Source organism: Spirosoma koreense, from assembly GCF_054777875.1.
On the sequence record NZ_BAAHAC010000027.1, the window covers coordinates 308,942 to 323,288 of the forward strand.

Annotated in this window: 12 protein-coding genes and 1 riboswitch; of the genes, 3 read left to right on the plus strand and 9 right to left on the minus strand. The window is 46.9% G+C overall.

The features are described 5' to 3' along the window. Positions 1–113: 113 nt before the first annotated feature. Positions 114–330, minus strand: a riboswitch (cobalamin riboswitch). A 78-nt stretch (positions 331–408) separates the two neighbouring features. From ACYVC2_RS26815 to ACYVC2_RS26845, 7 genes are all read right to left on the minus strand, one after another. Continuing rightward, on the minus strand, positions 409–1,113 hold the full coding sequence (locus tag ACYVC2_RS26815; RefSeq protein WP_461107743.1) for a DUF2306 domain-containing protein: 705 nt from the start codon (positions 1,111–1,113) through the stop codon (positions 409–411). 135 nt (positions 1,114–1,248) lie between these two features. Next, positions 1,249–2,145, minus strand: coding sequence for a LytR/AlgR family response regulator transcription factor (locus tag ACYVC2_RS26820; protein WP_461107745.1), 897 nt, complete (start codon positions 2,143–2,145; stop codon positions 1,249–1,251). Between the two features lie 28 nt (positions 2,146–2,173). After that, complete coding sequence (locus tag ACYVC2_RS26825; RefSeq protein ID WP_461107747.1) at positions 2,174–2,797, minus strand: rhomboid family intramembrane serine protease; 624 nt, start codon at positions 2,795–2,797, stop codon at positions 2,174–2,176. Between the two features lie 119 nt (positions 2,798–2,916). Next, entirely contained in the window at positions 2,917–3,888 is a 972-nt protein-coding gene (locus ACYVC2_RS26830) for a polyprenyl synthetase family protein (protein WP_461107749.1), read from the minus strand. A gap of 60 nt (positions 3,889–3,948) precedes the next feature. Beyond that, the gene (locus tag ACYVC2_RS26835; protein WP_461107751.1) at positions 3,949–4,653 is read right to left on the minus strand and encodes a hypothetical protein; all 705 of its coding nucleotides are present in this window, start codon (positions 4,651–4,653) and stop codon (positions 3,949–3,951) included. Between the two features lie 217 nt (positions 4,654–4,870). Continuing rightward, complete coding sequence (locus ACYVC2_RS26840) at positions 4,871–5,659, minus strand: lipoprotein signal peptidase (RefSeq protein WP_461107753.1); 789 nt, start codon at positions 5,657–5,659, stop codon at positions 4,871–4,873. A 106-nt stretch (positions 5,660–5,765) separates the two neighbouring features. Next, positions 5,766–6,986, minus strand: coding sequence for a proline dehydrogenase family protein (locus ACYVC2_RS26845; protein ID WP_461108116.1), 1,221 nt, complete (start codon positions 6,984–6,986; stop codon positions 5,766–5,768). A gap of 276 nt (positions 6,987–7,262) precedes the next feature. Between ACYVC2_RS26845 and ACYVC2_RS26850 the strand changes: the two genes are divergently transcribed. The 3 genes from ACYVC2_RS26850 to ACYVC2_RS26860 all read left to right on the plus strand — a co-directional run bounded on the left by ACYVC2_RS26850 (position 7,263) and on the right by ACYVC2_RS26860 (position 10,769). Then, entirely contained in the window at positions 7,263–8,366 is a 1,104-nt protein-coding gene (locus ACYVC2_RS26850) for a chorismate mutase (protein WP_461107755.1), read from the plus strand. A gap of 277 nt (positions 8,367–8,643) precedes the next feature. Beyond that, positions 8,644–9,741 carry an NAD-dependent epimerase/dehydratase family protein gene (locus tag ACYVC2_RS26855; protein WP_461107757.1) on the plus strand — a complete coding sequence of 366 codons (1,098 nt, stop codon included), beginning with the start codon at positions 8,644–8,646 and terminating at the stop codon, positions 9,739–9,741. 38 nt (positions 9,742–9,779) lie between these two features. Beyond that, positions 9,780–10,769 (plus strand): glycosyltransferase family protein, encoded by a 990-nt coding sequence (locus tag ACYVC2_RS26860; RefSeq protein WP_461107759.1) that lies wholly within the window; start codon positions 9,780–9,782, stop codon positions 10,767–10,769. A 144-nt stretch (positions 10,770–10,913) separates the two neighbouring features. Here the strand turns inward: ACYVC2_RS26860 and ACYVC2_RS26865 are convergent, their stop codons facing one another. Continuing rightward, complete coding sequence (locus tag ACYVC2_RS26865; protein WP_461107761.1) at positions 10,914–11,816, minus strand: DUF4249 domain-containing protein; 903 nt, start codon at positions 11,814–11,816, stop codon at positions 10,914–10,916. A 29-nt stretch (positions 11,817–11,845) separates the two neighbouring features. Continuing rightward, complete coding sequence (locus tag ACYVC2_RS26870; RefSeq protein ID WP_461107763.1) at positions 11,846–14,260, minus strand: TonB-dependent receptor; 2,415 nt, start codon at positions 14,258–14,260, stop codon at positions 11,846–11,848. Between the last annotated feature and the right edge of the window lie 87 nt (positions 14,261–14,347).

Consider the following 14,347-nt stretch of genomic DNA (forward strand, 5'->3'; position numbering starts at 1 on the left):
TACACCCACACGCTTAACGCTTCCAAAAAAACGAACACACCCATTCCTGCCTTCTGGCCAGTAAAGAAAGAAGAAGTGCATCAACCCTGATGGAGCCTAGTACCGTGTAGGCATGAATCAATAAAGCTAAGGCAAGTCTCCTGGCTTGTGACGGTATCTGCCATCCTTCTCATCCCGGTGCAACGGCGAACCGCTGGTGGAACAATGGACATTGAGGGCAAACCCTTTTCTAACTGGTCACTGACAGTAGCAACGTCTGCTCGTGAATTTCACACGATTCCTTTTTCATTTCCTGAACCTCTCAGGAAAACCATAGCCTGTTTGACGGAAAACAAAGAACGTCGCTGCAAACTAACTGAATCCAATGACGAAAAACAAGGTATTTTGCCGGTAACCCAGTTGGCGCGGTTAGTTCATAACCGGTTTCAGGACTTTAGGAGCGCTCATTTTTTGTCGGTAATACCGCACAGTCCGGCCAATGAGCATACCCCCAATGACGCTGGGCGCAATCCAGCCGATCGTACCGGCCCAGGCGGGTGCATCGTCGGGTAATAACCGCCCCATGTTATTTACCAATGCCGCAGTAAAGGTGGCAATGTACGAGCCGCCCATACGCGTAATATGCTGAAAAAACCAGTGCATCTTTTCGGTTGGACGTCCGATCGATTGGTAATCGCGGCCCGCGAAAACCGCAGTTAGTACCCCAAAAAAACTGAATAGTATCGGAAAGGACGGATTCTGAACCTGGGTCATGAGGTAAATACCAAAACCAACCATACCCACGCTGACGAATAAGGTAATATAAGTCAGCAGCCGGTCGGCCAGGATTGGGACTGTTGTTTTTTGTTTCGTAGCCCGCCATCCGGTCATACTTAAGTAAAAACTAAAGACAGCAATACCCGTCAGAAACAAACGCAGCATGGTCAGGGGCTGTAGCAGACAGAGCAGTAACGCCGTTACCGCTACTATAATCATGCAGTATACATATACCAGTCCTGAGCGGTTATGCAGCCTTCCCCCTTTTTGGGAAAACATAGGTATCAGGCCCACCAGCAATGCTGTTGTGCCCATAGCAATGTGGAGAATAAGAATAGAGAGAACAAGCGTTTTCATGAGCGTTTCTGGGTTGTCGTTGGTTGAGACAAACCTACGGCGACTCACTTGTTCAGGCCAGCAAAATGGGTCGATCTGCGCTTTTAGGGATGTTTGGTAAAGCCTGCCAGCCGTTGGGGTGATTGGTGGGAGGAATTACACGGTCCGGAGCCCGGCAATCAGGGTTTCGTTGTATTGTCGCGCTACAGGAATCTGAAATGGCCCGCCTGCCAAATGAAGTTTGTAGCCCTGCGCATTTCCGGTTACGCGCTCAACACGGTCGAGATTGACAATATACGACCGGTGGCAGCGAACGATCCGGGGCCGGTCGATTTGCTTTTCCAGGCGGCTTAGGCTGCTGCGCAGGAGAGGTTTAACGGCCTGCCCGTTTTTCAGATAAACGACCGTGCTGTAATTATCGCTGGATTCAATAAAAAGTAAGTCGTTCGTGTGCAGGCTTAGCTTGTCCTTTTCGTTATCGGCCACTAGTTCCAGCGACGAACCAGGCAACGGATCGGCAGGACTGCTTTTTTCGTCTTCGGTGCGTATCGAAGACGGCTGGGCAGCATGAACGGGTAAATCGGCAGCTGTGCGGCTGTATTTTTTTAGCTGGTTTATGTAGTTGAGCACGACTAAACCGGTTACGGGGAAAAGGCCAAGCAGGAAGGTAACCAGGATCATCCCGACCCAGCTCAAGCCACTGTCCTCCCCTGGTGCCAGCAGGCTCTCCAGATAAAATCGGTTGGCAATGGCGATCAGCAGAACGTTGGCTGTGATGAGCATAATTTCGCGGCCTACGGTCCACTGTTCTTCTGAAAACCGCCGGGGAAATAAACGTGGCCAGACAATAAAGCACAGGATCGTTACGACAAAACTTACCCCACCAAACCCCAGCACTTTCAGCGATTTATAGTCCGTCTGCCACAGATTAATCCCAAACGGTTGAAACAGCAACAGAAACAGCCCGACGAACAAACCAATGACGGCTGCTTTTCGAAGTTGCCGTTTCAGATCGTTGCTGGCCGGATAGGGCTGGTTGAATAGGCTGAACATACAACGCCATGCAACAGGGTTAGATCGACTAGAACAGATGCCAGCCAGCGATCTGCTCAATAAATTGTGAAAGCACCGGCGGATAAACCACAATCATAAACAATACGCCAAACAAGGCCCCATAAAAATGCGCATCGTGATTGACAGCACCTGCCCCACGCCGGGATTCGTAGTAGGAATAAGCCAGGTATAATCCTCCGAATATAAATCCTGGAACGCCAATGGGGATCAGGAACAGGTAGATGGGGTTTAGCGGCTGGAACAGAATTCCGGCAAAAACAATGGCCGAACCCCCCCCCGAAGCACCCAATGAGTTATAGTTACGGTCGTTGCGGTATCGCATCAATGTTGGAATGTCGGACACAACTATAGCGATCAGATAAAAGCCAACAAAGTACAAAGCACCGCTGGGTCCGAAAAGCGAGGCAAATACCTGCTCGATAAATCCACCGAAGAAGTACAGACTGAGCATATTGAAAAACAGATGCCCCCAGTCGGCATGCAAAAATCCAGATGTAATCAGTCGGTAGTACTGACCCTTATTAGTAATCTGATACGGATTCATGATCCACCGATCCATCAGGCTATAGTTATTCCAGGCCATCAGGCTGATAATCACCGTGACAACGATAATAATAAGGGTAATATTCATAACTAAATGGTTAATGATGGATCACGAACGATGGATACTATACAATGATACATGTGATATCGGGCAAGCTAATGTCTAAACCATTACACAGTATTCATGCTATCTTATTCATCCAGGGATCAGCTTTCCCGTTCGACTAACTGTCTGGCAAACTGAATCAGTAAATTTTTTCGGGAGGGATCGGCCTTTATGCGATCAAAGTTGGCAAACCCCCGGCCAAAATAGTCATTGATGCGGGCTTCTGTCAATTCGCGAATGCCCAGCCGATCGTAAATAGACGTGACGGCCCGTACTTTTTCGGCTTTGTTCACTTCTTTTTCCGTTAGCCAGCCTATCAATTCAGTTTTCAGTGAACCCTGTGCCTGTTGAAGCGCTTCGATCAGCAGAAAGGTTTTTTTGTTAGCCATGATATCGCCCCCAACCTGTTTCCCAAATTTGGCAGGATCGCCGTATACATCCAGCAGATCATCTTTCAATTGAAACCCAACGCCAATATTCATGCCACCTTCGTAAAGCTGACGGGTTGTCTCCGTATCGGCTCCGGCAATCAGCCCGCCGAGTTCGAGCGCATAGCCCAGCAGTACGGACGTCTTCAGCCGAATCATGTCAATGTATTCCGCTTCGGTAACGTCCCAGCGAGCTTCAAAATTCATGTCCATCTGCTGGCCTTCGCACACCTCCGCTGCCGTGCGGCTGAAGCGTTCCAGAGCAGGTTTGAGTTTATCAGCTTCCACATTCAGTAGTAACTGAAACGCATTTACGAGCATCACATCCCCCGACAGAATGGCGCTGTTTTCGTTCCATTTCTCATGCACCGTTGGTTTCCCCCGGCGCAGGGGGGCCTTATCCATGATATCGTCGTGCATGAGCGTGAAGTTGTGAAAAACTTCAATCGCCAGGGCAGGCCGGACGGCTTTCTGCCAATCGTCGGTAAACAGGTAGGCAGCCAGCAGTGTCAGCAGCGGGCGCATGCGCTTACCACCAACATCCATAATGTATCGGATTGGCTCATAAAGCTCTAGCGGATGCTGCCCGTACTGGATATGCTGAAGTTCGTTTTGAAGGGCATTAATAAAAATAGCTGGGCTCATTCGACTGGGCAGACTTCCACTGATTATTGGGCCAAAAGTAAGCGAAAAGCCCCCAAAAGCCTAACGTCTGAACATCCGCCGGTAATTTCGCTGCGAAGGAGTAAGGATAACGAAGATAAGCCGGGCCGATAAAATAAAATACCCATCGTGTCGGTCTGGATTTCCGCGCTTTGCCCCAGCCGGATTAGGCGTTTGCCCCAACTCAGAACGCCGGTCGGCTAGTGCAGCCGCCAAGGGATCCATCAGACTACGGTCGGCGTATACGGTGCTGACATCATCCAGGTAATCACTCCATACGTGCGTATAAACTCCTTCCATATGCAGTTTAAACCGCTCGGTGGCCGCCACCGGCACACCCAGGCCATAACGAAAAATAAATGGAAAGCGCGAATAGTCGACGCCTTCGGTATGCAAGGGAGCCAGACTAACGGATCTGCCCTGATACCTTGCTTTAGGAGTTATGTGAGTTACTCCAACTCCGGCCAGCAGATACGGGATAATCACATGATTTCGATTATCGGCTCGCCAGAAATCCCATTGGATGCCCGCCCAGATATCAGGATTGACACTGTAAAAAGACAGATTATTATAAGCCAGATGAGTTTCCTGCTGCGCTCCCCGAAGGTAATACAACTGTGCTTCGGCCCGAAGTGTAAGCTGGGGCGAATACCGATATGCAGCGGCTGCATTGAACGCTACACCCAGACGTAAATGGGCCAGATCACTCCGCTCGTTTAGATCGCCCAGATAGCGGGTAGGCCCCATACCGACGTTCAGCAACCAGGTTCCGGGCTTTTCCCGCCAAATCTCCGATCGCTGAGCAAAACACGGCAGGCAGCTTATGACTAGCAGGTGATAGACAAGTATGAAAAAACAGATAGCCTTCACGTAGACAGTAGATTACAAGCTCATTTTATGAGCTTGTAATCTACTGTCAACAAATGAAAGGTATCCGATATGACACGATAAGTTATTTAGCCATTTACTCGATAACGCGCTGGTCGTTATGCTTTGGCTCGTCGGGTAAGACCGACTCAGGATCTTCCTGTGGTGGGTCGTTTTTTACCGGCGTTTCATCCTGTACCTGGCCGCTTTCGGGCTGTTCCTGTGCCATAAATTCAGCGGCTGGTAGTACGGCCGCATCGGTAGCATCGGGGCCAGAGACGGGTAATAGCCCGTCTTCAATATGTTGCTCACTGAAGAATCGGCGCTGAAAGAACAGAATCAGGCAAACTCCGATAAAGATACAGGAGTCTGCTATATTGAAAATAGGCGTCGAATAATACTGGCCTCCCCAGACGGGAACCCACTCCGGAATAAATCCTTCCCAGACATCGACGAAAATCATGTCGATCACCTGCCCGTGAAACCAGGGGGTAGGCGATCCATAGGGTGCGTTGTTCAGAAAAACCCCATAGAATGTGCTGTCGATTACGTTACCGACCGCTCCGGCCAAAATCATGGACATCGCCCAGAGCAGTCCGTTCGGAGCCCCTCGGTGCGCCAGATGAACCAGATAGTAGCCAATACCTACCATGGCAAACAACCGGAACACACTCAGCAACAGTTTACCGTATTCATACCCCAGCTGCATCCCGAATGCCATGCCGGGATTCAATACGTAGTGCAATTTCAGCCAATCGCCAACGAGTTTTATCTGTCCTGCAAAACCGGGAGCCATATAGTAATGTACGGCCAGCTTTACCCCCTGATCGAGTAGGATCAGAAGTAGCGTCAGAAGAAAAAATTTAAGCGGGTTTTTCTGAATCATAATAAAAATACGGCACAGCATGGCTCCGCTCCGGCGGTCTGCTGTGCCAGTCAATAAATCTAAAGGCCCATTCACTCACAGCGGAATGAATGGGCCTGATTGTAAATTACCGGCAACCTTTCCGGCGCTTCAACTCATCACTCACCAACGTAAACTCCCGGCTGCTCTGACCGGCAATGGATTTGTTCTCATCGGCGCGACGGAACAAATACGGCATGACCGCGTCGACAGGCCCATACGGTACGTACTTCGCTACATTATAGCCCGCGTTAGCCAGGTTATACGAAATATTGTCGCTCATGCCCAGCAGTTGGGCGAAGTAAATGTGCGAATCGCCGGGTGGTATTCCCAGCTCCTGCATCCGGTCGATGCAATGCTGACAGCTTTCTTCGTTGTGAGTACCCAGACAAACCGAAATGATATCCCGGTTTTCCAGACAAAAATCGATGGCCGCATTGAAGTCCCGGTCCGTATCTACTTTCGTAGCCTGAATCGGGTCCTGGTATTCCTCTTCGTGCGATCGTAAACGCTCTTTTTCGAGATAAGCCCCCCGAACCAGCTTTACGCCCAGATAATACCCTTTGGCGTGGGCTTCAGCCGCATCGCGGTGCAGGTGAGCCAGGCTTTCCCAGCGATACATCTGATACGTGTTATAAACGACGGGCCGCTCGTGGTTATAGCGGTTCATCATTTCGTACGCCAGCGTATCAATCGTGTCCTGAATCCAGCTTTCTTCGGCATCGATGAAAACACGTACGTTACGCTCGTAGGCTCGACGGCATATGCCGTCGACCCGGCTCATGACCCGGTCGAACTCGGCTTTCTGGCTTTTATTGAGCGAATCGCCAATCTGAACGGCTTCCAGCAGATCGGTCGAGGCAATCCCAGTCACTTTAAAGACGGAAAAAGGAATATCGGCGGATTCGCTGGCTCGTTCGATCGTGCGTAAAATTTCGAGCGTCGTTTCATCGAAACATTTCTCAGTAGCTTCCCCCTCGACCGAATAGTCGAGGATCGTACCAACGTGCGCATCGTGCAGATGCTGAATAGTTGGTTCACAGTCTCGTATGCTCTCTCCCCCGCAAAATTGTTCGAAAATGGTATTCTTGATGAGGAATTTGATGGGAAGATGAAGGCGTAGGGCAATCTTTATAAAAAAAGTCCCTAAATTTACCAGCCATCCGTGATTCATCAACGAAAATAACCAGTACGTTTTCCTGAGTTTGAAATCTGACTGGGAAGAGAAAGCAATCGAAGTGTCTTCAAAAGAAACAGGATGTGCTGTGTTCGGATTTACTTCTGTAATCCCCTGGACAGCCTCCGGCATTAGATTACTTCGGTTCGACATAATAGTGCTCCGTTTGGGCGGTGCTATATGCATAGCTAACAGTGCGTGTCGGTTAACACGACCGAAATATATAACGAAATTTCGATCAATCGGTTAAAGTCCCGGCGCGACTTGTTTGAACAAACTAAAAACGCTTAAAGACAAATTAAGGAACCAGCTTGAGATACAGCTGGTTCCTTATGCAAATATACCACAAAAATAGATTGAAAGTTCCCCATAGAGTAATAGGTATTACTCGTAGATTACCTGCTTAGTATGAAAGTAGAATTAGCCGTAGAGCCGCTGGGATCGTGGATTGAAACCAACGGCAAACCCCTGATCATTGCTGGTCCGTGCAGTGCCGAAACCGAAGATCAGTTAGTCGAAACCGCCCGCCAGCTTAGCGAGCTGGGTGCCGTGCATGTTATCCGCGCGGGTGTCTGGAAACCCCGCACTCGTCCGGGGAGCTTTGAAGGCATGGGCGAAGCGGCCCTCCCCTGGATTCAGCGCGCGAAGGCCGAAACCGGTTTGCCATTTGCGGTCGAAGTCGCTACCCCCGAACATATCGAGCTGGCCCTGAAATACGGCGTCGATATTCTGTGGATTGGTGCCCGTACGACTGTCAATCCATTTAACGTACAGGAAATTGCCGACGCACTGCGGGGTGTTGATGTTCCCGTATTGATCAAAAATCCGGTCAACCCGGATCTGGCCCTCTGGGTCGGTGCTTTCGAGCGCATTGCGGGGGCCGGTATCAAGAAACTGGGAGCTATCCATCGCGGTTTTGCTACGGGTGAAGCCAGCAAGTACCGAAACGTGCCGATGTGGCAGATGGCCATCGAACTCAAATCTATTTTCCCACAACTACCGATCATTGGCGACCCCAGCCATATGGCCGGCAAGCGGGCCTATTTGAATGAACTGGCACAAATGGCGATGGACCTCAACTACGACGGCCTCATCGTTGAATCGCACATCGACCCAGACAAAGCCTGGAGCGATGCAGCCCAACAGCTGACGCCCGCGGCCTTCGGCGAAATGCTCGATCATCTGCAGATTCGTCAGGTCGAATCCCAGAATCTGGAATTCCAGAGCTTTATGGAGCAATCCCGTCGCAGCATCGACAATGTCGACCGGCAGATTGTTGAGATGCTGGCAGCCCGTATGGCACTGGTAGAGCGACTAGCCGAGTACAAGCGCGACAACAACGTAACCTTGTTTCAACCCGAGCGCTGGAAGGAGATTTTAAAAACCCGGACTGATTTGGGCCAGAAACTAGGGCTGTATCCTGAGCTGGTGGAAGAGATCTACAAGATCATCCACATGGAGTCGATCCGGAAGCAGACGGAAATTATCAATAGTGCTCCCCAAAGCGTCTAGGTTATTTTTTACTTCTACCTCTTCTCGGCCGAGAGGAGGTAGAAGTAAAAAAGCTATACTTTATAAAAGTATGTATCATCCATAATTGATTTAATTAATTAATTTATCTATATAAGATATTATATTCATTAGATTTAGCATAAATTTTTTTATATTAAAAAATTAAAAATGTTCATATTTTTATATTGCCTTTATAATTCACAAAGTATAACTCATATAAATTGTGCCTGACTACACTTTGTGCTTTATAAGCTAAACATTGAGGCTAAGTTCACAAATGAATAAAATACTGATTATAGGTGGTGCAGGATTTATTGGCTCAAACTTAACAGTAAGGCTTCTAGAGAAGGGATATGTTGTAACTATTTTAGATAACTTATCACAACAAGTCCATGGCTTGACCCCTGAACATACAAGTTTCTCTTATTCTTTTATTAAAGGTAAAGCTCATTTTATCCATGGTACTATCAACTCTAGAAGCGATCTAGAGAAGGCATTGATTGATCAAGATGTTGTAATCAATTTTGCTGCTGAAACAGGTACTGACCAATCTATGCATAAAATTGAACAGTATACACTAGTAAATATAGGTGGTACAGCTCTTTTACTAGATATTCTAACTAATAGAAAGCATACAGTAAAAAAACTCATAATTGCCTCATCAAGAGCAGTTTATGGAGAAGGCAAATACTTTTCCGATGAATTAGGTATTGTTTATCCTAAACATCGACATGAAGCCTCAATGCGCCAAGGCAATTTTAATGTAACATATAAAGATGTTACTGATACTCTAAAGCCTATGGCAACTGACGAAGAATCGAAAGTTCATCCTGTATCTGTCTATGGCATCACTAAACAGCTTCAAGAACAGTTAATCATGACTGTTTGCCCATGCATTGGAATTGCAGCTGTTGCCTTCCGTTATCAAAATGTATATGGCTGCGGTCAGTCGTTGTCTAATCCATACACAGGGATCTTGTCTATATTCTCTTCATTAATAAAAAATGACAAAGTGATCAATATTTTTGAAGATGGAAAAGAGTCACGGGATTTTGTCTATATTGACGATGTAGTAGATGCCACAATATTAGGCATTGAAAAAGAAGAGGCCAATAACGAAATATTTAATGTAGGGACGGGTATAGCTATAGATATTAATACTGTCGTTGAAGAATTATTTACTCATTATCAGAAGAGAGTACCTGTTAAAATTTCTGGAGAATATCGAATAGGTGACATACGGCATAATTTTGCTGATCTTACGAAAATAAAAAGAGTACTAGGATTTGAGCCAAAAAATGATTTCAAGGAAGGTCTTAAAAAATTAGTAGATTGGGCGAATAATCAAACTTCTATTCCTAAAATCCTCACATAAAATTTGTAAGAGTTTTCTTACAATGTCTTTGTTAGCCAATGTTAAAAAAAAATATTCTATTTATCAGCCCAGCTTTTTTTGGATATGAGATTTCTATTAAAAATGCTCTAATAGAAAACGGGTATAATGTTGACTTTTTTGATGAAAGAAGTTCTAACAATTCACTTCTAAAAGCTATCTTCAGAGTAAATGAAAAACTTTTATATTTTCATACTCTAAAATATTATCAAGACATTTATAGAAAAATATCTCAAAACAAGTACAACTATTTTCTATTAATAAAAGGTGAAACTATCCCTGAAAGCTTTATAAAAAAAATAAAAAAATTTATCATTGAAGATCAACTGATTTATTATACTTTTGATTCTGTTAAAAATAATAGCGCAAACTCATTATCTATCCTAAAGTATTTTGATAGATGTTATAGCTTTGATTTCGAGGATGTAAAAACGTATCCATTTTTTAAACAAAAACATTTATTTTACACTAAAGAGTTTGTCAATAAGGAATATACGCGAAAATTATATGATATATCATTCGTAGGCACATTGCATTCTAATAGATTCAGTTTGATGCAGCGCTTTTTCCTATCTTTTGATAAAGCTTACGTATTTTATTATTTACCTGCTAAGTGGTATTTCTATTTCCAAAAAATCACAAGTAATGAATTTAGAGATATAACTTTAAAAGACGTCAATTTCAACAAACTAACTAAGCAGCAAGTAGCTAAAATTTTTTCTGAATCAAGAAGTGTTCTCGATATACAACGATTTAGACAGAGTGGGTTGACAATGCGCACTTTTGAAGTATTAGCAGCAGGTGCTACATTAATCACTACGAATAACTATATTAAAGAGGCTGATTTTTACGATGAAGAGAATATTATTGTAGTGAGTGATTTATTGGATGATTCTGAAATAAATATAATTGGTCAACGTATTAAGAGTTCCCCAAAAAGCCTTTTAGTTAAAGAGTATAATTTCGAGAAATATTATATAAAAAACTGGGTTACAGAGTTCTTCGATTAATAAGTTTGGCTATTTTGCCAGTAGTTACTTTTACGAATAACTTATCAAATATAAGTCTCTTTTCTCGTAGAGGTAACAACTTCTCACAGTAAGCATGTTAATTCAATAACTGTATTTTGAATTATTTATAAGTATATATTAACACTATTTTAGCCTCAGCGTCAGGGTCAAATTGTTATAGCCGGCAAAACAGCCCAGTCCTCCGTCAATATTACTCGGAATCAGGACGGGTTCGGCAAACGGATTGTTTCGCGACCGTCGTTGCCGAATAACAGCCTCCTGAAACTGGTAATACGCCTGATCGACGCTCATTAGATCGGCCGTCACACTCGCTGCTTTGTATTGTCCATAAAAATTAGTGACGGCGCTGCTGGTCAGATAGGCCCGTCCGGAAACTATCGTTGTGCCATCGACACCCGCATCTGAAAACAACCCCCGGTTATCATCATCGAAGGAAAGCGTGTTGTATGTTTCGTTATTGCACACCTTACAACTGCTGGAGATAAACCGAAAAATACCCATAACCTGGTAATAGTTGGTTTGTCCGGCAGGGTCTTGCCAGTACGCCCGAACGTAGTAGCGCCTATTGAGCGAGTCGAGCTTTATAGTCGTTGGCGAAACAGGTGCGGGTATGGTACAACGGCTGGTCGCGCGTTCGCCGTGAGCGGCAACCACCGTGAGCATATACGTGTGCCCAGCCAGAATCGGCAACACTTTCGCATTGATACTGTAATACGGTCGGCTTTTCACGGTATCGCCCGCAGCAACATTATTGTAGAGCAGACGAACCGATTTATTCCCTTCAGCCAGCGTCACTACGGCATCCGTCACCTCATTGCCTGTCTGCAAGAGACTAATGCTGTCTCCTACAACCGTATTGGAACGAGTTACCTTGATGGCCAGAATCGTATCCTGCGGGGATAGAAACCCACTGACAACTAATTTAGGCGGCTCTACGCCCAACAGGCTTGGGTCGACCTCATTCCGCAGGCTGGTGCATCCGTACAGCATAACCAACCCGGGCAGGCAGGTTAGCAGCGTACGCATAAGCGAATAAATTGATGGGGCTGAACGCATCAGAATTTAAAATTATAGCTGATAGCCGGTACGATAGGAAAAACGGAATAGCGCACCAGCGCCGTGTGAGCCGGTACTGTCCGTGTCGCCGAGACGGATTCGAGCCGGTAAAAAAACGGATTACGCCGGTTGTACAGGTTGTAAAAGCTAATTTCCCAGGTTCGTTCATGGTGTTTCTTTTGCTTGTGAAACTGAATACCCAGATCGAACCGATGATAGGCTTCGGCCCGGAAGCTGTTCTTCTGGGTTCCGTAATCATCCACCGTACGAACGTTCTGAAAAAAATTCTGCACGATACCCGGTGTGCCTCCATAAACGAGTGTGTTGCCAGGCCGGTAGGTATCATATCGGCCTACGGGTACTGTCAAGGCATTGCCGGTGCCATACACCCAGGTGGCCGACAGAGTGATGCGCTTGTTTAGTTCATAAATTCCTACCAGTGAGATGTCGTGCCGACGGTCATAACGCGGGTAAAACGGTTGGCCTCCATTCAGCTCGGCAAACTGCCATTGGGTCCAGGAAAGCGTGTAGCCTGCCCAGCCCGAAAAGCGGCCGACTTTTTTCTGCAACAGAAACTCGGCCCCGTACGACCAACCCCGCCCGGCCGTTACGTTATCTTCCCAACGAACACTGTTAGCCTGGGTTGGGTCGTTGATGAGCAGGAAACTGGCCCCTTCCTTATAATTGATGATGTTGTTCATGGCTTTGTAATAGCCTTCCACGGTCAGGGTTAGCCCTTTTACGAACGAACTCCCGCTTGTAAAATCTTTGGCGATGCCCACAGCCACCTGCTGCGACTGTTGCGGTTTCACCCGGTCGGTTGTCGGCACCCACAGATCTGTTGGTAAGCCAATACCCGTGTTCGACAGCAGGTGCACATATTGGTTCATGAGGGCGTACGAAGCCTTTATCGACAGATCAGGTTTGAGCGTGAAAGCGGCCGATAACCTGGGTTCTGGTCTAATATAACCGATGTCTTTCCCCTGAAAGTAGCTCAGCCGCAGCCCACCGTTGACGCGCCAGCGATTACTGGGCCGCCAGGTATCTTCCGCATATACGCCGGACTCCACGACCTCAATCGTGCTGATGTTATTGATGGACTGATTGATATCTGCATTTTGCAACACCACGGCGCTGGGTGTAAACTGGTGATACGTGCTTTGCAGGCCCATTCGTACCGAATGCTGGGGCGTAGGGTAGTAATCGACGTCGTACTTGAGCGCCATGTCCCGAATGCCCGAGTTATACCGTAGGGAGTAGGTTTGGCTGTCGTTAATACCACGTTCAGTCGATGAAATCTGAAACTTGTAATCGCTGAAAATAAGGGAGAGGTTAGCAAAAAGCTTTTGGTTGAACAAGTGATTCCAGCGCAGGGTGCCGGTTGCATTTCCCCAGTTAAGACCAACGTCGGTGTTTTCTGTGTTGTCGTGTGCGTAAAACTTATCCCTTCCAAAGTAGCCGCTTAGGTAAAGCTTATCTTTTGGGCTGAAATCGTAGTTGGCTTTGGCGTTCAGATCGTAGAAATAATAACCGGCCTGCGTCTGCCCCTGCGTCTGGGCGTTAATGATCGGAGCGGCCACAATATCCAGATATGTCCGTCGGCCCGACACCAGAAACGATCCCTTCTTATTTTTTGTCAATGGCCCCTCGAGCATCAGCCGGGAGGCAATCAGGCCAATACCGCCTTCGCCATGCAGCTTTTCGCGGTTACCGTCTTTCATGTTCAGATCGATCACCGATGAAAGTCGACCTCCATACCGGGCCGGAAATCCACCTTTTATTAATTCGACGCTCTTGATAGCATCACCGTTAAAGACCGAGAAGAAACCAAAAAGGTGGTTGGCGTTGTACACAACGGCATCGTCCAGAATGATCAGGTTCTGGTCGGGTCCGCCCCCCCGAACGTAAATTCCGGTTTGCCCTTCGGATCCTTTCTGAACGCCGGGCATGAGCTGCAGCACTTTCAGTACGTCTTTCTCTCCCAGAAAAGCCGGTATTTTCTTGATCTGAGCAACGGGCACCTCAATAGCACTCATCTGGGCGCTTTCGCTCACTTTTTCACCCGCAACCTCCGCTTTTACCTCGACCTCGGCCAGCGCCCGACCCGGTGTAAGCACTATGTTCTGCGTCTGGTTGCTGCGCAGAGACAGGCTGCGTTCAACCGTTTCGTAGCCAACGAACGAATAGGCCAATTTCAGGCTGTCCTGCGCGGGCAGGGTTATTGAATAAAATCCATAGGTATTTGTGGTCGTACCGGTCGTCGTACCGGGAACATAAACATTCACGCCGATCAGCGTTTCCCGGCTGCCCGTCTCCCGAACATAGCCGCTAACGGTGAACCGACTGGAAGGATTCTGAGCCCAAAGACCATGACAAAAAACCAGTACCAACAGGTTTAATAAACCTATACGCATACCATGAAAAAAGGAGATGAATAAGACGATTTTACCGCCCCGGATAACGGCGGCCAAGGCCCATTAACTTATTAACCTTTTCTGCCG